This is a genomic window from Streptomyces hokutonensis, from assembly GCF_000376565.1.
GTDB classification, from domain to species: Bacteria; Actinomycetota; Actinomycetes; order Streptomycetales; family Streptomycetaceae; genus Streptomyces; species Streptomyces hokutonensis.
Window position 1 is genome coordinate 12,841 of record NZ_BARG01000054.1, and the last position, 24,535, is coordinate 37,375.

A 24,535-nucleotide genomic window follows, 5' to 3' on the forward strand; every position below is an offset into this window, starting at 1 on the left:
GTGCCCAAGTCCGGTCAAATACGGTGCCGTTCACAGCTGCGGATGCGATGATCCGTCACGTCCGATGGGGGTGGGCGATGGTGTTGACATGGCTGGCCGCGGTGGCCTTGCTGCTGCTGGCGGCTCTCGGAGTCTTCACGGCGACGACCGGCTGGATGCCGCCGATGGCGCGCGGCAGGGTCGTACGGCCCGAGTTGTGGGGACTCGGTGTGCTGGCCGGGGCCCTGGGCATGGGGACGGCGATGTCCCTGCAGTGGTGGGCGGACTCCCTGGTGATGGGCAACGTGGGCGGTGCGACGGCGTTCGCCCTGATCATCCTCGGCGGAGTACTGCAGTGGCGTGCGCGGCGCCCCGCTGCCCTGTGACCGCCACCCGCAAGGAACTCACCCGCACCGACCTGTCCCCGCTGTCCCGTGCCGCCCTCGGCCGCGCCCCGACGGCCGTCACCCGTGTCCGGGGCGGTTCGAAGAAGGGCGTCTACCGTCTCGTCTTCGAGGACGGTACGACCGCGGTGGCCTACGTCTGGTCGCCGGACGAGGACCTCTGGGACGCGGGCCCCGGAGATCCCCGCGACCCGTTCTCCCACGCCTCCGGCCTCACCCTGTTCACTGCGGCGGCCGACCGCCTCGCCGCGGCCGGTGTCCGCACGCCCCGGCTCCTGCACGCCGACCCCACCCACACCCACCTCCCGGCGGACGCGGCGCTCGTCGAGGACCTCCCGGGCGGCACCCTGGAGGACCTGCTGGCCACCGACCCGGCCGCCGCACCGGAGACGCTGGACCGGATGGCGGCCCTCCTCGCCACCCTGCACTCCTGCACGGGCCCGCGCTTCGGAAAGGTGGCCGTCGTCGACAACGGCGTTTCCTCGTACGGGAGTTCATGCGAGGAGCTCGTCGTCGCACGCGCCTTCGGCGACCTCGACGAACTCCCCGCCCGGGACCCGCGAGCAGCTGAGGCCCACCCCCAACTGGCCGACGCCATAACGGCTTTGGCCGCTCGGGTCCGCCCCCGCGACGAGCCCCCCGCCCTCATCCACGGCGAACTCGGCGGCGACCACGTCCGCGTGACCGCCGACGGCGACCTCGCCCTCATCGACATCGAAGGCCTGATGTACTTCGACGTCGAATGGGAGCACGTCTTCCTCCGCCTGCGCTTCGGCCGCCACTACGACGCCCTGCGCACCGACGGTCTGGACGAGGACCGGCTCCACCTCTACCGCCTGGCCATGCATCTCTCCCTCGTGGCGGGCCCGTTGCGCCTCCTGGAGGTCGGCGACTTCCACGACCCCGAGTTCATGCGGGGCATCGCGGAACACAACCTCCAGCAGGCGCTGACCCTCGTGGAGCAGACATGAGTGACGTCGAACTGACGGTGGCCGTGGTGCTGATCGCCGTTCTCGCCGTCGTCGGCGTCGGGGCGATCGCGCGCGGCTGGACCCCGCTCGTCCGCCGACGCGGCGTCGCGCGCCCCCGCTTGTGGGGCTACGGCATCCTGGTCAGCGCCGCGGGCCTGGCCTGGTCCACCTTCTTCGGCCCCTGTCTGAGCCCCCACTCGCACGGGTTCCTCGCGCTGGCCGGCACGTTCGTGATGGCCGCCGGGATCCTCGTCCAGCGGGCCGCCGTGGAGCCCGGGAAAGCCGGGGACCCTACGAAGAACGCCTCCTGATCTTCGACCCCAGCCACACCAGCGGGTCGTACTTGCGGTCAACTGCCCGTTCCTTCAAGGGAATCAGCGCGTTGTCCGTGATGTGGATGCCCTCGGGGCAGACCTCGGTGCAGCACTTGGTGATGTTGCAGTAGCCGAGGCCGTGTTCGTCCTGGGCGGTCTTCTTGCGGTCCAGGCCGCTCTCGGCGGCCGCGTCCAGCGGGTGCATGTCCAACTCCGCGACCCGCATGAGGAACCGAGGTCCCGCGAACGCCGTCTTGTTCTCCTCGTGGTCGCGGACCACATGGCAGGTGTCCTGGCACAGGAAGCACTCGATGCACTTGCGGAACTCCTGCGAGCGGTCCACGTCCTCCTGCATCATCCGGTACTCGCCGGGAGCGACGCCCTGCGGCGGTACGAAGGCCGGAACCTCCCTGGCCTTCTGGTAGTTGAAGCCGACGTCCGTCACCAGATCCCGTACGACCGGGAAGGCGCGCAGCGGGGTGACCGTGATGGTCTCCTCGCGGGTGAACGTCGACATGCGGGTCATGCACATCAGCCGGGGCCGCCCGTTGATCTCGGCCGAGCACGAACCGCACTTGCCCGCCTTGCAGTTCCAGCGCACAGCGAGGTCGGAGGCCTGGGTGGCCTGGATGCGGTGGATGATGTCGAGGATCACCTCGCCGTCGTTGACCTCGACCTTGAAGTCCTCCAGGCCGCCGCCCTTGACGTCCCCCCGCCACACCTTGAAGCGGGCCTCGTAGCTGCTCACTCGTAGAGCTCCTCTTCGGCGAGGTACTTGACCAGCTCTTCCTTCTCGAAGAGGGCGAGCAGGTCGGCGCGGATGGGGTCGGTGGTCTCGCGGGTCAGGCCGATCTGGGCGGCCACCGGATCCGTGGCACCCAACCCGCCTGTGGGATCGGTGAGTTGGCAGATCAGGTTGATGCGGCGCCAGTCGCGGTTCATGCCGGGGTGGTCCTCGCGGGTGTGTCCGCCGCGCGACTCGGTGCGCTCCAGGGCGGCCCGCGCCACGCACTCGCTGACCAGCAGCATGTTCCGGAGGTCGAGCGCGAGGTGCCAGCCCGGGTTGAACTGCCGGTGGCCCTCGACGCCGGCCCGGCGGGCCCGTACTCGAAGATCCGCCAGTTTCTCCAGTGCCTGCTCCATCTCGCCCTCGCGGCGGATGATGCCGACGAGGTCGTTCATGGTCTGCTGGAGTTCCTGGTGGAGGGTGTACGGGTTCTCCGGTGGACGCCCGTTCTCCTTGCCGGGTTCGGGGCCCTCCGCCGAGAAGGGGCGCAGTGCCTCCGCCGCCGCGAGGTCCACCTCGGTGTCGTCGACCTGGGGGCGGCTGTCCGCCAGGTCGGCCGCGTGGTCCGCCGCGTGCCAGCCCGCCCTGCGGCCGAACACCAGCAGGTCGGACAGGGAGTTGCCGCCCAGCCGGTTGGAGCCGTGCATGCCGCCGGCCACCTCACCGGCCGCGAACAGCCCCGGTACCCCGCGTGCCGCGGCCGTGTCCGACTCGACCGCGATGCCGCCCATCACGTAGTGACAGGTCGGCCCGACCTCCATCGCCTCCGCCGTGATGTCGACGTCGGCCAGCTCCTTGAACTGGTGGTACATGGACGGGAGTCGGCGCCGGATCACCTCCGCCGGCATACGCGTCGACACGTCGAGGAAGACCCCGCCGTGCGGTGAGCCGCGGCCCGCCTTCACCTCGGAGTTGATCGCGCGGGCGACCTCGTCGCGGGGAAGCAGCTCGGGGGGACGGCGGTTGTGGTCCGGGTCCTCGTACCAGCGGTCGCCCTCGGCCTCCGACTCGGCGTACTTCTCCTTGAAGACGTCGGGGATGTAGTCGAACATGAACCGCTTGCCCTCGGAGTTGCGCAGCACTCCGCCGTCGCCGCGCACCGACTCGGTGACGAGGATGCCCTTCACGGACGGCGGCCAGACCATGCCGGTCGGGTGGAACTGCACGAACTCCATGTTGAGGAGGGGCGCGCCCGCCAGCAGCGCCAGCGCGTGGCCGTCGCCCGTGTACTCCCACGAGTTGGACGTCACCTTGAAGGACTTGCCGATCCCGCCGGTCGCGATCACCACGGAGGGCGCTTCCAGGACGAGGAAACGGCCCGTCTCGCGCTCGTAGGCGAAGACCCCGGAGACCTGGCTGCCGTCTTTCAACACCCTTGTGACCGTGCACTCCTGATAGACCTTCAGACGGGACTCGTACTCACCCGTCTCGCGGAAGTCCTCCTGCTGGAGCGACACGATCTTCTGCTGGAGCGTGCGGATCAGCTCGAGTCCCGTGCGGTCGCCGACGTGGGCGAGGCGCGGGTACTCGTGGCCGCCGAAGTTGCGCTGCGAGATCCGGCCGTCCTGGGTGCGGTCGAAGAGGGCGCCCCAGGTCTCCAACTCCCAGACGCGGTCCGGGGCTTCCTTCGCGTGCAGCTCGGACATGCGCCACTGGTTGAGGAACTTGCCGCCGCGCAGGGTGTCGCGGAAGTGGACCTGCCAGTTGTCGCCGGAGTTGACGTTGCCCATCGCCGCCGCGATGCCGCCCTCGGCCATCACCGTGTGGGCCTTGCCGAACAGCGACTTGCAGATCACCGCCGTACGGGCACCGCGCTCGCGCGCCTCGATGGCGGCCCGGAGGCCCGCGCCACCGGCACCGACCACGACGACGTCCCACTCCTGTCGCTCGACCACGGACATCAGAAGAACCTCGGATCATCGAAAGCGCCGGAGGCGACCAGGTACACGTAGAAATCGGCGAGGGCGACACTGATCAACGACGCCCAGGCGAGCTGCATATGACGGTTGTTCAGCTTCCCCACGAACTTCCACGCCTTGTAGCGCACGGGATGCTTGGAGAAGTGCTTGAGCTTGCCGCCGACGATGTGCCGGCAGGAGTGGCAGGAGAGGGTGTACGCCCAGATCAGCACGATGTTGGCCACGAAGACGAGGGTGCCGAGGCCCATGTGGCCCCAGTGGTAGTGCTCGTCGCGGAAGGTCAGCACGGTGTCGTAGGTCAGGGTGCCCGCCACCAGGAGCGCCGCGTAGAAGAAGTACCGGTGGACGTTCTGGAGGATGAGCGGGAAGCGGGTCTCGCCGGAGTACTTCTTGTGCGGCTCGGCCACCGCGCAGGCCGGGGGAGAGGCCCAGAAGCCGCGGTAGTAGGCCTTGCGGTAGTAGTAGCAGGTCAGGCGGAAGCCGAGCGGGAAGATCAGGATGATGATGGCGGGGGAGATGCCCCACCAGCTCCCGAAGAGGTCGGCGTTCGGGCCCGCGTGCATGGTGCTGCACCGCTCGGCGAGGCAGGGCGAGTAGAACGGCGAGACATAGGGCGCCGAGTAGTAGTTCGAGTCCGCGAAGGCCCGCCAGGTCGAGTAGACGACGAAGGCGAGCAGTCCGGCGGCGGTGACGGCCGGGGCCAGCCACCAGCGGTCGGTCCGCAGATGCGGGGCGTCGATGGCGGCGCGCGTACCGGTGCGTACGCCGCCGCTGTTCGGATGGGGTTCCGTACCAGTGGCCAACTCAGGACTCCGGTCGGTTCAGGGTGCGTGGCGGTGATGGGCGCCGAGTCCTTCGTCGTCCGTATCCGTCCACAGGGTGTTGTCGTAGGGGGTGTCGGAGATGGGGACGAGATCGGGGCGCTTGGGGCGCTCGATCCCTGGTGCGGCGTCGCGCAGCAGCGCGACGCTCTCGCGCAGGCGGTCGGCGTCGGCCTTGACCCTGCGCATCTCCAGGCCGCCGCTGCCGAATTGCTGTTCCAGCCGTCCCACCGACCTGAACAGGTCTTCAAGACAGCGTTGGACTGACGTCAGTTCGTCGTGCACGGACATGACGTGACCTCGCTTCCGTGGGCCTCGGCCCTGGACGGCAACGTTCATGCGCCTGCGAGTGTTGCGCGTCACACCGGCCGGTGGGAAGCGGTGTGCACGGATTGGCCGGGGTGCGTTGGTGTGTACGGGGGCAGATTCGAACATTGCGCCGCACGGGTGGGCTTCCCGGCGCCCCTCGCCGTGTCGTCCCACAGGGCCGAACCGTTTCCTCTTCAGTGGCCGCATAGATCTGATCAGCTCCATATACCACCAAAAGCGATCAGAAGCCCGCGGCTTACCGGAGGTAGCAGTGATGTCCCACGACGGCGTCGGACTGCGAGCGGTCATGCGCTCGGTCGCCTTCCTCACCGCGGGCGCGCTCGCGGTGCCCACCCTCTCGGCGTGCAGCTCCGAGGACGAGTCGGGCAAGCCGCTGGCCGCACAGGACATCGCGCCCGTCGCGCGTGACCTGGTCGCCGACGGCGGCACCCTGCGCTGGGCCGTCGACGACGTACCCGAGACCCTCAACGCCTTCCAGTCGGACGCCGACGACGCCACCACCCGCGTCGCCCAGGCCGTCCTGCCCGCCATGTTCCGGCTCGACGCGCAGGGCCGCCCGCAGCGCGACGCCGACTACCTGGAGTCCGCGAAGGTCGTCGACACCTCGCCCAAGCAGGTCGTCCTCTACAAGCTCGACCAGCAGGCCGTGTGGAGCGACGGCCGCGAGATCGGCGCCGCCGACTTCGCCGCCCAGTGGCGCGCCCTGTCCGGCAAGGACTCCGCGTACTGGACCGCGCGCAACGCCGGCTACGACCGCATCGAGAAGATCGAGCGCGGCGCCAACAACCTCGAGGTCAAGGTCACCTTCAGCAGGCCGTACGCCGACTGGAAGTCACTGTTCTCACCGCTGTACCCCAAGGACGTCATGGGCACCCCGGACGCCTTCAACGACGGGGCGCGGCGCAAGCTGAAGGTCACCGCCGGCGCGTTCTCGCTGCAGAAGGTCGACCGCAAGGACAAGGAGATCGTCCTCGCCCGCAACCCGCACTGGTGGGGCCGGCCCGCGAAGCTCTCGCAGATCGTGCTGACCGCCGTACCGCTGGACAAGCGGGCCGCCGCGCTCGCCGACGGCACGGTCGACCTCGCCGCCGTCGACCCCGCCGACGCGAGCCGGATCGCCCTCGCGGGCCGCGCCAAGGGCACCGGCACCCCGCTCCAGGGCGCGAGCGCGAGCGCCACGGACGACACGGAGAGCAAGGACGAGAACAAGGGCGAGAGCCCCAAGGAGAAGAAGAAGCTCAGCAAGAAGGAACGCAAGGCGCTCGCCAAGTACCTGCGCCAGCAGGACGAGTTGAGGGCCTTCACCGTCCGCCGCTCCTTCGAGCCCGCCTACACGCAGCTCGCCCTCAACGGCTCCGAGGGCCCCCTCGCCGACGAACGTGTCCGGCGCGCCGTGGCCCGCGCGCTCGACCGGGAGGCGCTCGCCAAGGTCGTCCTCACCCCGCTGGGCCTGCCCGCCGTGCCGGTCGGCAGCCACCTCGCGCTCTCCGGACAGGCCGCGTACGCCGACAACAGCGGCGCGCTCGGCGACCACGACACCGCGGAGGCGCAGGCGCTGCTCACCGACGCCGGCTGGGTGGCCGGCGGACCGGTCAAGGACAAGGGGGAGAAGGCGGCCGGCGCCGAGGGGAAGAAGGGCAAGAAGGACGACGAGTCGGAGGGCGGCTCCGACGGGCAGTACATCGTCGGCGAGGACAACAAGGACCCGCAGGACCACACCGACAAGCACGGGCACGGCGACGAGGGTTCCAAGCACCTCGCCGACGGCAAGCAGTACGACGGCCGCAAGGTGAAGCAGGGCGGGGCGCCCGGCGCGTACGCCCCGAAGGGCACGGCCGCCCCGGCCGGCGCCAGGACCGGCACGCTCGCCAAGGACGGCAAGCCGCTCACGCTCCGCTTCGTGCTGCCCTCCGGCACCGGTTCGGAGTCGCTGAGCGCGGTCGCCGACAGCATCTCCCGCATGCTGGAGAAGGTCGGCATCCGCACCGAGATCACCAAGGTCTCCGACGACAGCTACTTCAAGGACCACATCGCGTCCGGCCAGTACGACCTCGCCCTCTACTCCTGGCCCGCGTCCGCCTTCCCCGCCACCGACGCCCGCCCGATCTTCGCCAAGCCGGTCCCGGCCGCCGACGGCTCCCTGAACGTCGAGCAGAACTACACCCGCGTCGGCACCGACCAGGTCGACCAGCTCTTCGACCAGGCCGCCTCCACCCTCGACGAGGACGAGTCCGCCGCCCTCGTCCGCAAGGCCGACGCCCGCATCTGGGCGGCGGCCGGCTCCATCCCCCTCTACCAGCGCCCCCAGCTCACCGCCGCCCGCAAGACCGTCGTCAACGCGGGCTCCTTCGGCTTCCAGACGCCGGTCTACGAGGACATGGGCTTCCTGAAGAAGGGGGCGCACCCCTCGGCGAGCCCGTCCAAGGGCTAACATCGCGCGAACGTGACTGGCACGGCCGCCGTCCCGCTTCCGAAGCGGGGCGGCGGTTGTCGTACGGGGGTGGGTTGTGCGGGGTTGGGGTGCGGCGTTGACCGCGGTGGTGATGCTGGGGACGGCCGGCTGCGGAGCCGTGGCCGGCGACGACGGGCGATCCGCCGCCGGGGCGGCCACGATCTGCGCGCACGGGACCTACACCTGGTCCGGCGTCCGGCACGAGGAGCGGCTGACCGGGCTCCCCGACCGGATCACCTACACCGACGGCGGGTACCAGGGCGTCATCGAACCCGTCTCCGACACCGTCTACCGCCCGACCGTGACCCACCCGCCCCAGGGCGTCACCCCGGCCCGTGTGATCAAGGCGCTGGGCGCCCACCTCGAGACGGAGAACCCGCTCGCCGGGCCGTCCGAGACGGCCGGGCAGGAGAAGACGGAGTTCTTCGACGAGCTCGGCGAACCCCGGCAGCGCTACTACACCTGGGAGTCGGTCGACCTGATTGAGGCCGACTTCACTTACACCTGCGGACTGAACCCGCCGGTACACGGTCACGTGCGGACCTGGGACACCTACGGCGGCGGGTTCCTGCCCTGCTCCGAGCCCTCCGAGGGCATCCCGGCCAAGGTCGCCGCCGTGAAGCTGTGCCCCGCCGGATCCCCGGCCGTGACGGGCGTCTGACCCCTCCCGTCCCCACCCGCAATGCCCTGCGGAGGCCCCGTCCCCGTACGCCACGTACGATGGGGTAAGGCCGTGGCGTGTCCAGCCCGGCAGGGTCCGCGTAACACAGACGTACGCGCAGGCCTTCCTCACTCTCCGGGAGTACGCCGCAATATGGCCACGCGCCACGACATCCGCAACGTCGCCATCGTCGCCCACGTCGACCACGGGAAGACGACCCTCGTCGACGCCATGCTGAAGCAGGCCGGTGCCTTCGCCGCGCACGCCGCCGAATCGCTCGACGACCGCATGATGGACTCGAACGATCTGGAGCGTGAGAAGGGCATCACGATCCTGGCCAAGAACACGGCCGTGAAGTACCACCCGAAGGATGGCGGCGACGTCATCACCATCAACATCATCGACACCCCGGGCCACGCCGACTTCGGTGGCGAGGTCGAGCGCGGTCTGTCGATGGTGGACGCGGTGGTGCTGCTCGTCGACGCCTCCGAGGGCCCGCTGCCGCAGACCCGCTTCGTGCTGCGCAAGGCGCTCCAGCAGCGCCTGCCCGTCATCCTCTGCATCAACAAGACGGACCGCCCCGACTCCCGGATCGACGAGGTCGTCAACGAGACGTACGACCTCTTCCTGGACCTGGACGCGGACGAGGAGCAGATCGAGTTCCCGATCGTCTACGCGTGTGCGCGTGACGGCGTCGCCTCGCTGACCAAGCCGGAGAACGGCACGGTCCCGCAGGACAGCGACAACCTGGAGCCGTTCTTCTCCACGATCCTGTCGCACGTCCCGGCCCCCCAGTACGACGAGGAGGCCCCGCTCCAGGCGCACGTCACCAACCTGGACGCGGACAACTTCCTCGGCCGTATCGCGCTGCTCCGCGTCGAGCAGGGCGAGCTGCGCAAGGGCCAGACCGTCACGTGGATCAAGCGCGACGGCACGATGTCCAACGTGCGCATCACCGAACTGCTGATGACCGAGGCGCTCACCCGCAAGCCGGCCGAGATGGCGGGCCCCGGTGACATCTGCGCCGTGGCCGGTATCCCGGACATCATGATCGGCGAGACCCTGGCCGACCCGGAGAACCCGATCGCGCTGCCGCTCATCACGGTCGACGAGCCGGCGATCTCCATGACCATCGGTACGAACACCTCGCCGCTGGTCGGCCGCGGCGGCACCGGCAAGGGCGCCTCCGCGAAGGCCGCGGTCAAGGACCGCAAGGTCACCGCCCGCCAGGTCAAGGACCGCCTCGACCGCGAGCTGATCGGTAACGTCTCGCTGCGCGTCCTCGACACCGAGCGTCCCGACGCCTGGGAGGTGCAGGGCCGCGGTGAGCTGGCGCTGGCCATCCTGGTCGAGCAGATGCGCCGCGAGGGCTTCGAGCTGACCATCGGCAAGCCGCAGGTCGTCACGCAGATCATCGACGGCAAGGTGCACGAGCCGGTCGAGCGCATGACGATCGACGTGCCCGAGGAGCACATGGGCGCGGTCACGCAGCTCATGGGCGTCCGCAAGGGCCGGATGGACAACATGTCCAACCACGGTTCCGGCTGGGTCCGCCTCGAGTTCGTCGTCCCCTCCCGCGGTCTCATCGGCTTCCGTACCGAGTTCCTCACCGGGACGCGCGGCACGGGCATCGCCCACTCCATCCACGAGGGCCACGAGCCGTGGTTCGGTGTGCTGACGACCCGTAACAACGGCTCGCTGGTCGCCGACCGCGCCGGCGCCGTCACCGCGTTCGCGATGACGAACCTCCAGGAGCGCGGTGTGCTGTTCACCGACCCCGGCACCGAGGTGTACGAGGGCATGATCGTCGGCGAGAACTCGCGCGCCGACGACATGGACGTGAACATCACCAAGGAGAAGAAGCTCACCAACATGCGCTCGGCCGCCGCCGACTCCTTCGAGGCGATCGTCCCGCCGCGCAAGCTCTCCCTGGAGCAGTCCCTGGAGTTCTGCCGCGACGACGAGTGCGTCGAGGTGACCCCGGAGGCCGTCCGTATCCGCAAGGTCGTCCTCGACCAGAAGGAGCGGGGCCGCTCCGCGAGCCGCGCCAAGCACGCCTGACACCCCGCCGAGGCCCAACTGAGCCCGGGTGCCCCCGACTTGGGGGTGCCCGGGCTCAGTGCGTCGGCCGCGCCACGGTGATGATCTCGGGACTCGCGGGCGTGAGCGGCCCCCGCGCCCAGTCGCCGTACTGCTCGACGACCGCCAGCCCGGCCCCGGCGAGGAACCCCGACAGGGCATCGCGGTCCAGGAACCGCAGGGTCGACCGGCTGACCTGAGGCCGTGCCCAACACCCGCCCTCGAAGGTCTCGGTGAACGTCACCCGGTCCGCCGCGGCCGGCACGGTCTCGACCTCGTGCCACACCTCTACGACACCGCCGTCCGGGCCGGTGAGCCGGCGCGCCCGGTCGGGCGTCCAGCTCTCCCAGGCACGCGCCGCCGGATTCCGCGTCTCGAACACGAACCGCCCGCCGGGTGCCAGCGCGTCCCGGACCGCACGCAGCGCGAGGCGCAACTCCTCGTCCTGGACCAGGACTTGGAACGCGTGCCCGGTCATCACGACGAGATCGAACTCGCCGCGCCAGGCCGCAGTCCGCAACTCCCCGAGCACCCACTCGACACCGGGTTCCCGCCGGCGTGCCTGAACGAGCATGGCGGCGGCGGGATCGATCCCCGTCAACCGCCCCCGGTGTCCCTCGCCCCGGGCCCGGTGCAGGAGCTTCCCGGTACCGCACCCCACATCGAGTACGGCCCGCGCGGACATCACCAGGTCCAGATAGAAGTCGTCCCCCGCACCCCACGGATTGAGCCCGTCGTACAACTCGGCAAGCGACATGTCCCCGAATGACCGATCCACCACCGATTCAGCCTGTCACACCCATCACACCGGTACGCGTGGACGGCCCGCATTCTTGACGGGTTCTCAACTGCGGAGGAGACGGCGGGCGGGGCGGAGCCGGCACGTGGGCGCCCCCGAGGGTTGGCCGAATAAAGGGTTATCCCTTGTCCTGGTCAGGAATCCGCACAGGCCGACCGATCCGCACTACTCTGCCGTTGGCGTGATCCTGTCCATGCCCTGTCGGCTGCCTCTGAAGGCCTCTGGCGTGCGGGCGTGTTGATTGCACAGCGGTCGTTGAACCGCAACTGGATTTTCACGCGTTCCGCGTTCGGCATGCGGACATTCAAGCCCGATAAATATGTAACAAGTCCGTTTCGCAGGGATCTTTCACCAAACCCTTTGTCCGGATTTTGGAAGATGTACGCGCGAGGTGTGATCGAACCGAGACCTTGTGAATATGGCTCGGTCCCGCCTCATGGCAGATAGTTAGGCGCGTAGAGCTCGGATCACGGGTCACTCGCTGTAGGCGGCGACTCATCGAGCGCGGGGAGCACTTGACCATTTCAGGCACCGGTGACGGTGATGTGTCATGCGCTCTCCCAGGTGATGAACCATTGGACTCATGAGGAGGAGCCCCCATGCGTGGTGCCAAGAGCGCCAAGTGGGTTGCGATAGCCGCAGTTGTGGCGCTGGGCGCAACGGCCTGTGGCGGCGGCGGTGACGACAACAGCTCCGGCGGCAGCAAGGGCAACGGCATCGTCTCCGTGGAGATCGGCGAACCGCAGAACAGCCTGGTTCCGAGCAACACGTACGAGACCGAGGGCGGCCAGGTCATCAACGCCCTCTTCACGGGGCTGACCAAGCTTGACGCCGACAACAAGGTCGTCAACGCCATGGCGGAGTCGATCGAGTCCAAGGACAACAAGGTCTGGACGATCAAGCTGAAGTCGGGCTACACCTTCCACAACGGGGAGAAGGTCACCGCCCAGTCCTTCGCTGACGCGTGGAACTACGGCGCGAACCAGACCAACGCCCAGCAGACCAACCCGCTGTTCAGCCACATCGCGGGCTACGCGGACCTCAACCCGGGCGAGGGCAAGAAGCCCACGACCGACAAGCTGTCCGGTCTGAAGGTGGTCGACGACAGCACGCTCCAGGTCACGCTGAGCGGCGCGTTCTCGGCCTTCCCCTCGCAGCTCTCGTTCACCGCGTTCGTGCCGCTGCCCAAGGCGTTCTTCAAGGACCCGAAGGCCTTCGGCGAGGCCCCGATCGGCAACGGCCCGTTCAAGATGAGCGGTACGTTCAAGCACAACCAGGAAATCGACACCGTCAAGTACGACAAGTACCCGGACGCGTCGAAGATCGAGGTCAAGGGTGTCGACTTCAAGATCTACTCGAACCCCGACACCGCGTACAAGGACCTTGTCGCCGGCAACCTCGACAGCCTGCTGACGATCCCGACCTCGGGTCTGCCGACGTACCACAAGGACCTGGACGGCCGTTACATCGACGAGGCCGACTCGGCCGTCGGTTACATCGGCTTCCCGATCAAGTACAACAAGGCCTTCCAGAACGCGGACCTCCGCAAGGCCATCTCGATGTCGATCGACCGCAAGACGATCTCGTCGAAGATCTTCCTCGGCGCCCGTACGCCCGCGGACGACTACATCAGCCCGATCATCGACGGCTACCGCAAGGGCGCCTGTGGTGAGGCCTGCACGTACAACCCGACCAAGGCCAAGGAGCTCTACAAGCAGAGCGGTGGTCTGCCGGGCAACACGCTGGAGATCGGTTACAACGCGGACGGCGGCCACAAGGAGTGGGTCGAGGCCGTGTCGAACGAGATCCAGCAGGCTCTCGGCATCAAGGTGACGGCCAAGCCGTTCGAGCAGTTCCAGACCATCCTCAACGACCTGGACGCCAAGAAGTACCAGGGCGCGTTCCGTATGGCGTGGAGCATGGACTACCCGGACATGGAGGACTACCTCCGCCCGGTCTTCTCGAAGGAAGCCATCGCCAACGGCTCCAACTACTCGGGCTACACGAACGAGAAGTTCGAGCAGCTGCTCGTCGAGGGCGACCAGGCCCCGACGCACGAGGAAGCCATCAAGAAGTACCAGGCTGCCGACGACGTCCTGCTCAAGGACCTGCCGTACATCCCGGTGTACTTCTACACGCTGAACGCCGGCTTCAGCGACAAGATCAAGTCGATGAAGATCGCCGGTCACCAGATCCTGTGGGACACGGTCAAGCTCAGCTGAACCGGTTCTGAGCAGTTCTGACACAGCAGTACGGGGTGAGCAGGGGGAGGAATAGCCTTCCCCTGCTCACTTCTGCTGCCGTCTCCCGTCCGACCGTGCCCTCCCCCCGGCCGCGGTCGGGTCGAGCACCCCCCTCTGGAGCACCCATGGGCCGATACGTCGCGCGCCGCCTCCTGCAGGTGATCCCTGTGGTCATAGGCGTCACGTTCATCATTTTCTGCCTGGTCTTCGCTCTGCCCGGCGATCCGATCCAGGCCCTGGCCGGCGACAAGCGCGCCGACCCCAACATCGCGGCGATCCTGCGCGCGCACTACCACCTCAACGAGCCGCTGTACCAGCAGTACTGGCACTACATCAGCGGTGTCCTCACCGGTGACCTCGGTGAGACCTACAACGGGCGGGCCATCTCCGACATCGTCTCCGAGCGGTTCCCCGTCACCCTGAAGCTGGGTCTGACGTCGTTCGCGCTCGAAGCCGTGATCGGGATCATCGCCGGTATCTTCTCCGCCCTGAAGAAGGGCAAGTTCATCGACAACGTCGTGCTGGTCTCGACGCTGGTCCTGATCTCGATCCCGGTCTTCGTGCTCGGCTCCGTGCTGCAGCTGGAGTTCGGTGTGAACCTCAAGATCACACCGGTCGCCGGCATCGAACACGGCTGGCCGCAGAGCTACATCCTCCCGGCCGTCGTGCTCGCCTCGACGTCGATGGCGTACATCGCCCGACTCGTCCGTACGAGCATGATGGAGTCGGTCCGTGCCGACTACGTCCGTACGGCGATCGCCAAGGGCCTGCCGACGCGGCGGGTCATCGGCGTGCACGCGATGCGCAACTCCCTGATCCCGGTCGTCACCTTCCTGGGCTTCGACCTCGGCGCGCTCATGGGCGGCGCCATCATCACCGAGCGCGTGTTCAACATGCCCGGCATCGGCGGTCAGTTGGCCCAGTCCGTCTATCTGCGCGAGCGGCCCGTCGTGGTCGGTCTGGTGACCCTCCTGGTACTGATCTATCTGGTCGCCAACCTCCTCGTAGACCTGCTGTACGCCGTGCTCGACCCGAGGATCCGTTATGAGTGAGAAGACGATAGAAAGGCCCACCACCGACGAGGCCGCCATCGCCAAGGAGATCGAGGCGGAGGAGAAGGCGGCGGCCCGGCAGGCGAGCCTGCTGCGGGACGGCTGGGCGGACCTGCGCAAGCGGCCCCTGTTCATCGTGACCTCGTTGATCATCCTGATCCTGCTCGCGCTGGCGATCGCGCCCAGCCTCTTCACGGCGCGCTCCCCGTTCTCCGACGGCTTCTGCCAGCTGCAGAACTCCATGAACGGGCCCTCGTCCGGGCACCTGTTCGGCTACGACGTGCAGGGCTGCGACATCTACACGCGGACCGTCTACGGCGCCCGCAACTCGGTCGTCGTCGGTGTCGTGACCACCACCGCCACCACGCTGATCGGCGGTCTGGTGGGCATGCTCGCCGGTCTCATCGGCGGCTGGGCCGACGCGCTGCTGTCCCGTATCACCGAGGTGTTCGCGGGTCTGCCGCTGATCATCGGCGGTCTGCTGATCATGTCCATCTGGGGCGGCGGCGACGTCTGGTCGGTGTCGTTCATCATGGCGATCCTCGGCTGGCCGCAGGTCTACCGGATCATGCGCGGCGAGGTCATCGCCAACAAGTACAACGACTACGTGACGGCCGCGCGGGCACTGGGCGCGGGCTCCTGGCGAATAGCGTTCCGGCACATCCTGCCGAACACGCTCGCCCCCGTCATCGTCATCACCACCATGAACCTCGGTGTGTACATCAGCGCCGAGGCGGCCCTGTCCTACCTGGGCATCGGCATCCAGTACCCCAACATCTCCTGGGGCGTGATGATCAGTGACGCCCAGGACAGGTTCCTGACCTCGCCGCACGCGCTGATGTTCCCCGCCGGTGCCCTGAGCATCACGGTCCTGGCCTTCATCATGCTCGGCGACGTGGTTCGCGACGCCTTCGATCCCAAGATGCGCTGAGGGAGGCGTACGTGACCATCATCGACCCGACGGACGCCGTTCCGGCCCAGCGCCCCGGCGACCACGAGAACACCGGCCCACTGCTCGAAGTGCGCGATCTGCACGTCGAGTTCCAGACCCGCGAGGGTGTGGTCAAGGCCGTCAACGGCGTCAACTACACCGTCGACTCCGGAGAGACGCTCGCCGTGCTCGGCGAGTCCGGCTCCGGCAAGTCCGTGACCGCGCAGGCGATCATGGGCATCCTGGACATGCCGCCGGCCCGGATCCCGCAGGGGGAGATCCGTTTCTACGGCCAGGACATGCTGACCATGGGTGCCGAGGAGCGGCGCAAGCTGCGCGGCGCCCGGATCGCGATGATCTTCCAGGACGCGCTCTCCTCGCTCAACCCCGTGCTCAGCGTGGGGTTCCAGCTCGGCGAGATGTTCCGCGTCCACCAGGGCATGTCCCGCAAGCAGGCCAAGGCCAAGTCCATCGAGCTGATGGACCGGGTGAAGATCCCGGCCGCCGCGGCGCGGGTGAACGACTACCCGCACCAGTTCTCCGGCGGTATGCGCCAGCGCATCATGATCGCGATGGCGCTCGCCCTGGAGCCGGACCTGATCATCGCCGACGAGCCGACCACGGCCCTCGACGTGACGGTGCAGGCCCAGGTCATGGACCTGCTCGCGGAGTTGCAGCGCGAGTACCGGATGGGGCTCATCCTCATCACCCACGACCTCGGCGTGGTCGCGGACGTCGCAGACAAGATCGCGGTGATGTACGCGGGCCGCATCGTGGAGACGGCACCGGTGCACGAGCTGTACAAGCGCCCGGCGCACCCCTACACCCGGGGTCTGCTGGACTCCATCCCGCGCCTGGACCAGAAGGGCCAGGAGCTCTACGCGATCCAGGGCCTGCCGCCCAACCTGCTGAAGGTGCCGCAGGGCTGCGCCTTCAACCCGCGCTGCGACAAGGCGCAGGACATCTGCCGCACGGAGTTCCCGCCGCTGGTCCCGGTGACCGAGGCGGACGGAACCGAACTGCCCGGCCGCGCCAGCGCGTGCCACTTCTGGAAGGAGACGATCCATGGCTGACCCGACCAAGGCCGACGAGCCCCAGGACGCGATGCCCAACGTCTCCGACGTCGAGGTGGCGGAGGTGCACTCGGAGGAGGAGGCGGTCGCCGCTCTCGACGCGAACGTCGAGCGGGGCGAGCCGATCCTCCAGGTGCGCAACCTGGTCAAACACTTCCCGCTGACCCAGGGGATCGTGATCAAACGCCAGATCGGCGCGGTGAAAGCCGTCGACGGCGTCTCCTTCGACCTGCACCAGGGCGAGACCCTGGGCATCGTGGGCGAGTCCGGCTGCGGCAAGTCGACGGTCGCCAAGCTCCTGATGAGCCTGGAGACGGCGACGGCCGGCGAGGTCTTCTACAAGGGCCAGGACATCACCCGGCTGTCTGGCAGGGCCCTCAAGGCCGTCCGCCGGAACATCCAGATGATCTTCCAGGACCCGTACACCTCGCTCAACCCCCGTATGACGGTGGGCGACATCATCGGTGAGCCCTTCGACATCCACCCCGAGGTGGCACCGAAGGGGGACCGTCGCCGCAAGGTGATGGACCTCCTGGACGTCGTGGGTCTCAACCCGGAGTACATCAACCGCTACCCGCACCAGTTCTCGGGCGGCCAGCGCCAGCGCATCGGCATCGCCCGCGGCCTCGCGCTCAACCCCGAGATCATCATCTGCGACGAGCCGGTCTCCGCGCTCGACGTGTCGGTGCAGGCACAGGTCATCAACCTGATGGCGCGACTGCAGGACGAGTTCAACCTCTCCTACATCTTCATCGCGCACGACCTGTCCATCGTCCGGCACATCTCGGACCGGGTCGGCGTGATGTACCTCGGCAAGATGGCCGAGGTCGGCACCGACGAGCAGATCTACGAGTACCCGACGCACCCCTACACCCAGGCGCTGCTGTCGGCCGTACCCGTGCCGGACCCGGAGGCCCGCGAGCACCGGGACCGGATCATCCTCACCGGTGACGTGCCCTCCCCGGCCAACCCGCCCTCCGGCTGCCGCTTCCGCACCCGCTGCTGGAAGGCCCAGGACAAGTGCGCCCAGGAGGAGCCGCTGCTCGCGATCCCGGAGCGCTTCAAGGGCTCCGACACCCCCGCGGCCCACGAGTCGGCGTGCCACTTCGCCGAGGTCAAGGACGTGGTCCACGCGGCCTGATCCTTTACGGTCACGACTGGTTCCCGGCACTGTAATGACGGTGCCGGGAACCGGCGTTTTCCTACGACGTTCCCATACGGCCTTTTCATACGGCGGGGTCGGGCACCCGCGCCCAGTGACAGGCCACCTGAGCCTCGCCCCCGCCGCCCAGCACCTCCAGGTCCTCGGTACGGCACCGGTGCGCGACCCCCGCCCGCTCCGCCTCCCCGCTCGCCAGGATCTGACAGCGCACCCGGAACCGGCAGCCGCTCGGGATACGGGACGGGTCCGGAGGCTCGCCGGACAGCACCACGGGATCGCCCGGCGCTTCGGGCAGCACCGACAACAGGGCCTGGGTGTACGGGTGTTGGGGTGCCGTGAGCACCCGCTCCGCATCCCCCGTCTCCACGATCCGGCCCAGGTACATCACCGCGACCCGGTCGGCGATGTTCCACGCCAGCCCCAGGTCGTGGGTCACCACCAGGGCGGCCAGGCCGAGTTCGGTGCGCAGCCGTAGCAGGAGTGCCAGGATCTCGCCGCGCACGGAGGCGTCCAGGGAGGCCACCGGCTCGTCGGCGACGAGGAGTTCGGGTTCAAGGACGAGCGCGCCGGCGATCACCACGCGCTGCCGCTGACCGCCGGACAGCTCGTGCGGGTAGCGCAGGAAGAACCGCTCGGGCGGCCGGAGCCCGGCCCGGCTCAACGCCCGCGCGACCACGGCCTGTTCGTCACTCACGCCCCCGTGGATGCGCAGCCCCTCGGCCACCGCGTCGTACACCGTGTGCCGTGGATTGAGCGACCCGCTCGGGTCCTGGAGAACGAGCTGCACCCGTCGGCGGTAGGCCTTGAGAGCCCGTGAGGAGTACTGCAGCGGCTTGCCGTCGAAGGTGACCCGCCCCCCGGTCGGCGGCACCAGCCCGAGCAGCGAGCGGGCCAGCGTCGTCTTCCCGCACCCGGACTCCCCGACGAGGGCGACGACTTCTCCCGGCCGGATGTCGAGATCGACCCCGTCCACGGCCCGCGCGGGCGCCCCGCCGCGCCGCCCCGGGAAGGCCACGTGCAGTCCTTGCGCGCTGAGCAGGGGCGCCGTCGGCGTGGTCATGACGGGCTCCTGGTGTCGTGGGGTGGGGCGGCTGGGTCTGGTGTGTTCTCGGGGCCGGGGCCGGGGCCGGGGCCGGGGCTGGGGCTGGGGTGACCGGTGCCGGGGTGACCGGGGCTCTCGGCGCGCGCGGCGGCCGTACCGGAGTCGGAGCCCTCCGCACGCCCCGCAGCCCGACCCGTCGTCATGCCTTCGACAGGTCCGGCGGGTCCGGCTGGTCCGGCAGGTCCGGCGGGTGTGGCACGTCCGGCGGGTTCGGCGGGTTCGGCTGGTCCGGCGGGTGTGGCACGTTCGGCGGGTTCTGCTGGTCCGGCGGGTGTGGCACGTTCGGCGGGTTCGGCTGGTCCCGTGGCTTCGGCTGGTCCTGTGGGTCCGGCGGATCTGGCGGGGTCGGTGGGTCCGGCGTGTCTGGCGGATCCAACGCGTTCCACGGGTCCGGCGGACCCGCCCGGCCGCCCCTGCTCGTCCCGCCCGCCCGGCCCGGAGGACCCACCCGGCCCGGCGGACTGAGCCACCTCGACCGCCGGCCCCGTGCCGACCGCCAACTCCGTTACGTCGGCGGCCTGTTCCGGCACGCTGGAATCCCGTGCCGCCACCCCGACAACACCCACAGGTACATGAACACACGCGGCCCGCCGCCCCCGGCCGGCCTCCCGGAGGAACTGATCCTCGGTCGCGCAGCCCTCCAGCGCCTCAGCGCACCGCGGATGAAACGCGCAGCCGGAGGGGAGCGCCGACGGGTCGGGCGGGTCGCCCGCGAGGCCGCGTGGGGCGAAGCGGGAGGCCGGGTCGCCGATGTGCGGGAAGGAGGCGGACAGGGCCTGGCCGTAGGGGTGGAGGGCGTTCTCGTAGACCTGCTGGGCGGGGCCCTCCTCGATGACGCGGCCCGCGTACATGATGACGAGGCGGTCGCAGCTGTCGGCGAGGACCGCGAGGTCGTGGCTGATCATGATCAGGCCCACGTCCTGGTCGGTGACGAGGCCTTGGATCAGGCCGAGGATCTGGGCCTGGATCATCACGTCGAGTGCGGTGGTGGGCTCGTCGGCGATGATCAGCTGCGGATCGCAGGCGAGCGCCATGGCGATCATGACGCGTTGCCGCTGGCCGCCGGAGAGTTCGTGCGGGTAGGCGCTCGCGCGGGCGGCCGGCAGTCCGGCCTGTTCGAGGAGTTCCCCGGCGCGGCGCCTGGCCTGTGCGGCCGTCGCGCCCTGGTGCAGCAGCACCGGTTCCGCGATCTGGTCGCCGATGCGGTGCACGGGGTTGAGGGAGTGCATCGCGCCCTGGAAGACGATCGAGGCACCGGCCCAGCGGACCGCCCGCACCCGCCCCCACCGCATCGTCAGCACGTCCTCACCGTTCAGCAGGATCTCCCCGGAGACCCGCGTCCCCGGCGGCAGCAGTCGTAGCAGCGCGAGCGCCAGGGTGGACTTGCCGGAGCCCGACTCGCCCGCCACGCCCACTTTCTGACCGGCCGTCAGGGACAGGTCGACGCCCCGCACCGCGGCCACCCCGCCGGGGTACGTCACTTCCAGGTTCCGGACCTCCAGGAGGGTCAACCCGCCACCCCCAGCCGGGGGTTGAGGACGGACTCCACCGCGCGCCCGCACAGCGTGAACGCCAGCGCGACCACGGCGATCGCGATGCCCGGCGGCACCAGGTACCACCAGTCCCCGGCGCTCACCGCGCCCGCCTCCCGGGCGTCCTGGAGCAGCCCGCCCCACGACACCACCGTCGGATCGCCGAGCCCCAGAAACGCGAGGGTCGCCTCGGCGAGGATGGACGAGGAGACCATCAGGGTGGTCTGCGCCAGGACCAGCGGCATCACATTCGGCAGCACGTGCCGGGACATCACATGCCAGTGCCCGCCGCCGAGCGCCCGTGCCCGTTCGATGTACGGCCGTGACTCCACCGCCAGCGTCTGCGCCCGCACCAGCCGGGCCGTGGTCGGCCAGGTGGTCACGCCGATCGCCAGGATCACCGTCCCGAGCGAGCGGGACATGACGGTGGCCAGCGCGATCGCGAGTACCAGGGTCGGCATCACGAGGAACCAGTCGGTGACCCGCATCAGCACGGTCCCGTACGCGCCCCGGAAGTGCCCGGCGGTGATCCCGACCACCGCGCCGATCGCCACGGACAGTACCGCCGCGAGCAGCCCGACGAGCAGCGAGACCCGCGCGCCCCACACCACCAGGCCCAGCAGGTTGCGGCCGAACTGGTCGGTCCCCAGCGGGAATTGGGCGCTCGGGCTCTCCAGGGGCTGCCCCGGCGCGTCGGTCACGCTCGACACGTCCGAGCCGACCGTCAGCGGCGCGGTGAGCGCGACCAGTGCGAACAGGCCGAGCGCTGCCAGGCCGACCAGCCCGGCGCGGTGGGTGCGGTACCGCGCCCAGAACCGTACGGCGGACCGGCGGCGGCGCTGCCAGGCGAGGGCGCGCGGGCCGGTCCCTGCGACCGGGGGAGCGGTCATCGGCCCACCCGTGGGTCGAGCAGCGGATAGACGAGGTCTGCCAGTGTGTTCATGACGATCACCGCCGCGGCGAAGAAGAGGAACAGGCCCTGGACCAGGGGCAGATCGGGCACGCTGAGGGCTTGGTAGAACAGGCCGCCCAGACCGGGCCAGGAGAAGACCGTCTCCACCAGGATCACGCCCGCGACCGTACGGCCGAGGTTGACGAAGACGAGGGTGACGGTGGGCAGCAGCGCGTTCGGCACGGCGTGCCGGCGCCGGACCAGATCGTCCCGAAGTCCCTTGGCCCGCGCGGTCGTCAGATAGTCGCTGCCCATCTCGTCGAGCAGCGCGGAGCGGGTGACCAGCAGGGTCTGCCCGTACTCGACCGCCACCAGTGTGACCACCGGCAGGACGAGATGGTGGGCCACGTCCAGCACGTACGCGAAGCCCTCCTTGTCGCCCGACTCCATGCCGCCGGTCGGGAAGAGCCCGGGGATCGGGCCCACGCCCACCGAGAACACGATGATCAGCAGCAGCCCGAGCCAGAACGACGGGACGGAGTAAAGGGTCAGCGCCAGACCGGTGTTGAACCGGTCCGAGAGACTGCCGTTCCGCCATGCCGACCTGGTGCCGAGGAACATGCCGAGCGCGGTGTACAGCACGAAGGCCGTGCCGGTGAGCAGCAGCGTGTTGGGCAGCGCCTCGCTGATCTTGTCGATCACGGGTGCCCGGAACTGGTACGAGGTCCCGAGGTCGCCGGTGAGCGCCTTGCCGCAGTAGTCCGTGAACTGCTCCCACAGTGGCAGGTCGAGCCCGAACTCCCGGCGGTACTCCGCCAGTTGAGCGGTCGAGATCGGACGGCCGCCGGTCATCGTCTTGACCGGGTCGCCCGGGATCAGCCGGAACAGGAAGAACCCGGTGACCAGCACGGCCAGCAGCGAGACGACGGCACCGCCCAACTTGCCGCCGACGTAGCGGACGTAGCCGGACCGGGAGCTTCCCGTTCCCGGTCCGGCCGTCTCCTCCACCGGCACCGAGGTGACGTCAGCGGCCATGAACTGCCGTCCCGCGCACGGGTGTTGAGGTTCCGCGCACCGGCTACTCCCGGTCCTCGGCGGTGGCCCGGCGCCGTACCGCGAACAGGACCACCAGGCCGACCACCACCAGCCCTCCGACGGCGATCCCGGCGGTCGCCCCGCCCGAGAGCCCGCCGGACGACGAGCCGTCGGAGGCCGCGGGCACCGCCGACCACCAACTCCAGTAGCCGTCCTGCCCGTAGATGTTGCCGCCGCTCAGGGGCATCGTGTCGAGGGACTTGATCTGGTCGGTGCGGTAGGCCTCGACGGCGTTCGGGTACGCCAGGACGTTCATGTACCCGAGGTCGTACAGCCGTGACTCCATCTGCTTGACGATGTCCGCGCGCTTGGCCGGGTCGTACTCGGCCAACTGCTGGGCGTAGAGCTTGTCGTAGGTCTTGTCGCAGATGAAGTTGTCGGTGGCGCCGATGTCCTTGGGGGTCGCCGGAAGCGCCGCGCAGGTGTGGATGGACAGCACGAAGTCCGGGTCGGGGTTGACGGACCAGCCGTCGAAGGCGAGGTCGTACTTGCCCGCCAGCCAGGGGTCGGTGACGTTGTCGAGGCAGTCGAGTGTCACGCCGATGCCGAGCTTGCCCCACCACTCCTTGAGGTACTGGCCGACCGCCTTGTCGTTGGGGTCGGTGGCGTGGCACAGCAGGCGGTAGTCGATCGGCTTGCCGTCCTTGCCGACCCGTTTGCCGTCGCCGTTCTTCTTGTAGCCCGCCTGGTCGAGGAGTTGGGCCGCCTTCGTGGGGTCGTAGGCGAGGTCCTGGCTCGCGGAGGGTTTCCAGAAGTACGTCGAGAAGCGCGGCGGGATGTAGCCCTCGCCCTCGACGGCGTGGCCCTGGAACACCTTGTCGATGAGGGTCTCGCGGTCGACCGCCATGAACAGGGCGTGCCGGACGTTCTCGTCGAGCAGGGAGGGGTCGCCGTCGCCGAAGTGGGTGCCGTTCTTCGCCTGGGCGCCGGGGTTGGTGGCGAGGGCGTAGAAGCGGCGGCCGGGGGCGTCGTTGACCTTGATGTCCTTCTCGCCCTTGAGGGAGGCGGCCTGGGCGGGGGTCAGGGAGGGGGAGCCGGCGACGAAGGAGACCTCGCCCTTGCGGAGCGCGGCGACCGCCGCGTCCTGGTCCTTGTAGTAGCGGAAGACGAGTTCGTCGAACTTCGGAGCCCCGCGCCAGAAGGACTTGTTGGCCTTGAGACGGACGTAGCTGTCGGGCTTGTAGGCGGTGAGGACGAACGGGCCGTTGCCGACGATCGGGAAGGTCTTGTCGTTGTTGAACTTGGAGAGGTCACCGGCCTTCGACCAGATGTGCTCGGGCACGATCGGCACGTCGAGCGCGGTCATCGTGGCCTGCGGCTTCTTCAGCTGGATGACCAGCTGGGTGGGGCTGGGGGCGGTGACCTTCGCGAAGTTGGTGACGAAGCTGCCGTTGGCGGTGGCGGCGCCCGGGTCGGTCATCATCTTGTTGAACGTCCAGGCCGCGTCCTCGGCGGTGGCCTGCTGTCCGTCGGACCACTTCGAGTCCGAGCGGATCGTGTACGTCCAGGTCAGCTTGTCCGGCGACGACGTCCACTTGGTGGCCAGACCCGGGATGGTGTGGTTGTCCTTGGGGTCGTAGTTGGTGAGGTAGTCGTACATCAGCCGGCCGATGCTCGTGCTGACCAGACGGGTCGCCAGGAAGGGGCTCAGGGAGTCCACGCTCTGCGCGACGGCGACGGTGAGGACCTTGTCGGTCTTGTCGGCCCTGGCCTCGGCCTGCTGCGGTGCCGGGTTGAGGGGGGTGGCGAGGGCCGCCGTGAGGGCCAGGGCGCCGGATGCTCCGGCCACCAGCCGGTGTAAGCGGCGGGGCCGCGGTCTTCTGGGGCGTGAGTGCTCTGTGCCGTTCCGGTCCTGAGTGCTCATGGTCCTGACCTCGCGCTTGACCAGGTGACGCCGGGCTGGGTTGAAGAGTGTGTCTATCAGCGGCGGTCGGCGC

20 protein-coding genes and 1 pseudogene are annotated in these 24,535 nt (G+C 69.1%); 11 read left to right on the plus strand and 10 right to left on the minus strand.

Annotated elements, in window-relative coordinates:
- Nucleotides 1-77: 77 nt before the first annotated feature.
- Genes SSP08S_RS33435 through SSP08S_RS56410 form a run of 3 tightly spaced genes read left to right on the plus strand, consistent with a single transcriptional unit; the run spans nt 78 to nt 1,665 of the window.
- Nucleotides 78-365, plus strand: coding sequence for a hypothetical protein (locus SSP08S_RS33435; protein WP_019072024.1), 288 nt, complete (start codon nt 78-80; stop codon nt 363-365).
- Entirely contained in the window at nt 362-1,354 is a 993-nt protein-coding gene (locus tag SSP08S_RS33440) for a phosphotransferase family protein (protein ID WP_019072025.1), read from the plus strand. Before SSP08S_RS33435 ends, SSP08S_RS33440 begins: the two co-directional genes overlap by 4 nt.
- Nucleotides 1,351-1,665, plus strand: a complete 315-nt coding sequence (locus SSP08S_RS56410) for a hypothetical protein (protein WP_019072026.1) — start codon at nt 1,351-1,353, stop codon at nt 1,663-1,665. Before SSP08S_RS33440 ends, SSP08S_RS56410 begins: the two co-directional genes overlap by 4 nt.
- On the opposite strand, the gene SSP08S_RS33450 is transcribed toward SSP08S_RS56410, so the two are convergent.
- From SSP08S_RS33450 to SSP08S_RS33465, 4 genes are read right to left on the minus strand one after another with little or no spacing between them, the layout of a single operon-like run.
- A complete protein-coding gene (locus SSP08S_RS33450) occupies nt 1,646-2,416 on the minus strand; it encodes a succinate dehydrogenase/fumarate reductase iron-sulfur subunit (RefSeq protein ID WP_019072027.1) in 771 nt (256 codons plus the stop codon). The two genes, SSP08S_RS56410 and SSP08S_RS33450, sit on opposite strands and share 20 nt — an antisense overlap.
- A complete protein-coding gene (locus tag SSP08S_RS33455) occupies nt 2,413-4,356 on the minus strand; it encodes a fumarate reductase/succinate dehydrogenase flavoprotein subunit (protein ID WP_019072028.1) in 1,944 nt (647 codons plus the stop codon). The genes SSP08S_RS33450 and SSP08S_RS33455 overlap by 4 nt, the downstream gene beginning before the upstream one ends.
- Nucleotides 4,356-5,177 (minus strand): succinate dehydrogenase subunit SdhC, encoded by an 822-nt coding sequence (gene sdhC, locus SSP08S_RS33460; protein WP_019072029.1) that lies wholly within the window; start codon nt 5,175-5,177, stop codon nt 4,356-4,358. Before sdhC ends, SSP08S_RS33455 begins: the two co-directional genes overlap by 1 nt.
- 18 nt (nt 5,178-5,195) lie before the next feature.
- Nucleotides 5,196-5,486, minus strand: a complete 291-nt coding sequence (locus SSP08S_RS33465) for an Rv0250c family protein (RefSeq protein WP_019072030.1) — start codon at nt 5,484-5,486, stop codon at nt 5,196-5,198.
- Nucleotides 5,487-5,778: 292 nt separating this feature from the next.
- Between SSP08S_RS33465 and SSP08S_RS33470 the strand changes: the two genes are divergently transcribed.
- The 3 genes from SSP08S_RS33470 to typA all read left to right on the plus strand — a co-directional run bounded on the left by SSP08S_RS33470 (nt 5,779) and on the right by typA (nt 10,699).
- Nucleotides 5,779-7,956, plus strand: a complete 2,178-nt coding sequence (locus SSP08S_RS33470) for an ABC transporter family substrate-binding protein (RefSeq protein WP_019072031.1) — start codon at nt 5,779-5,781, stop codon at nt 7,954-7,956.
- Between the two features lie 106 nt (nt 7,957-8,062).
- Nucleotides 8,063-8,638 (plus strand): hypothetical protein, encoded by a 576-nt coding sequence (locus SSP08S_RS33475; RefSeq protein WP_245608013.1) that lies wholly within the window; start codon nt 8,063-8,065, stop codon nt 8,636-8,638.
- Nucleotides 8,639-8,791: 153 nt separating this feature from the next.
- Nucleotides 8,792-10,699 carry a translational GTPase TypA gene (typA, locus tag SSP08S_RS33480; RefSeq protein ID WP_019072033.1) on the plus strand — a complete coding sequence of 636 codons (1,908 nt, stop codon included), beginning with the start codon at nt 8,792-8,794 and terminating at the stop codon, nt 10,697-10,699.
- A gap of 55 nt (nt 10,700-10,754) precedes the next feature.
- On the opposite strand, the gene SSP08S_RS33485 is transcribed toward typA, so the two are convergent.
- Nucleotides 10,755-11,498, minus strand: a complete 744-nt coding sequence (locus SSP08S_RS33485) for a class I SAM-dependent methyltransferase (RefSeq protein WP_026179054.1) — start codon at nt 11,496-11,498, stop codon at nt 10,755-10,757.
- A gap of 617 nt (nt 11,499-12,115) precedes the next feature.
- Here SSP08S_RS33485 and SSP08S_RS33490 point away from each other — a divergent pair.
- The 5 genes from SSP08S_RS33490 to SSP08S_RS33510 all read left to right on the plus strand — a co-directional run bounded on the left by SSP08S_RS33490 (nt 12,116) and on the right by SSP08S_RS33510 (nt 17,956).
- Nucleotides 12,116-13,738, plus strand: coding sequence for a peptide ABC transporter substrate-binding protein (locus tag SSP08S_RS33490; protein ID WP_026179055.1), 1,623 nt, complete (start codon nt 12,116-12,118; stop codon nt 13,736-13,738).
- Nucleotides 13,739-13,884: 146 nt separating this feature from the next.
- Nucleotides 13,885-14,811, plus strand: coding sequence for an ABC transporter permease (locus SSP08S_RS33495; RefSeq protein WP_019072036.1), 927 nt, complete (start codon nt 13,885-13,887; stop codon nt 14,809-14,811).
- Complete coding sequence (locus tag SSP08S_RS33500) at nt 14,804-15,742, plus strand: ABC transporter permease (protein WP_019072037.1); 939 nt, start codon at nt 14,804-14,806, stop codon at nt 15,740-15,742. The genes SSP08S_RS33495 and SSP08S_RS33500 overlap by 8 nt, the downstream gene beginning before the upstream one ends.
- Before the next feature lie 11 nt (nt 15,743-15,753).
- On the plus strand, nt 15,754-16,815 hold the full coding sequence (locus tag SSP08S_RS33505; RefSeq protein ID WP_019072038.1) for an ABC transporter ATP-binding protein: 1,062 nt from the start codon (nt 15,754-15,756) through the stop codon (nt 16,813-16,815).
- Complete coding sequence (locus SSP08S_RS33510) at nt 16,808-17,956, plus strand: ABC transporter ATP-binding protein (protein ID WP_019072039.1); 1,149 nt, start codon at nt 16,808-16,810, stop codon at nt 17,954-17,956. Before SSP08S_RS33505 ends, SSP08S_RS33510 begins: the two co-directional genes overlap by 8 nt.
- Before the next feature lie 85 nt (nt 17,957-18,041).
- Here the strand turns inward: SSP08S_RS33510 and SSP08S_RS33515 are convergent, their stop codons facing one another.
- The 5 genes and pseudogenes from SSP08S_RS33515 to SSP08S_RS33535 all read right to left on the minus strand — a co-directional run bounded on the left by SSP08S_RS33515 (nt 18,042) and on the right by SSP08S_RS33535 (nt 24,462).
- Nucleotides 18,042-19,037 carry an ABC transporter ATP-binding protein gene (locus tag SSP08S_RS33515; RefSeq protein ID WP_019072040.1) on the minus strand — a complete coding sequence of 332 codons (996 nt, stop codon included), beginning with the start codon at nt 19,035-19,037 and terminating at the stop codon, nt 18,042-18,044.
- A 610-nt stretch (nt 19,038-19,647) separates the two neighbouring features.
- Nucleotides 19,648-20,590, minus strand: a pseudogene (locus SSP08S_RS58780) (ABC transporter ATP-binding protein); the annotation flags it as partial.
- Nucleotides 20,587-21,501, minus strand: a complete 915-nt coding sequence (locus SSP08S_RS33525) for an ABC transporter permease (protein WP_019072042.1) — start codon at nt 21,499-21,501, stop codon at nt 20,587-20,589. The gene SSP08S_RS33525 and the pseudogene SSP08S_RS58780, both read right to left, overlap by 4 nt.
- Nucleotides 21,498-22,538, minus strand: a complete 1,041-nt coding sequence (locus SSP08S_RS33530; RefSeq protein WP_019072043.1) for an ABC transporter permease — start codon at nt 22,536-22,538, stop codon at nt 21,498-21,500. Before SSP08S_RS33530 ends, SSP08S_RS33525 begins: the two co-directional genes overlap by 4 nt.
- Nucleotides 22,539-22,581: 43 nt before the next feature.
- Nucleotides 22,582-24,462 carry an ABC transporter substrate-binding protein gene (locus SSP08S_RS33535; protein WP_026179056.1) on the minus strand — a complete coding sequence of 627 codons (1,881 nt, stop codon included), beginning with the start codon at nt 24,460-24,462 and terminating at the stop codon, nt 22,582-22,584.
- Nucleotides 24,463-24,535: the final 73 nt, after the last annotated feature.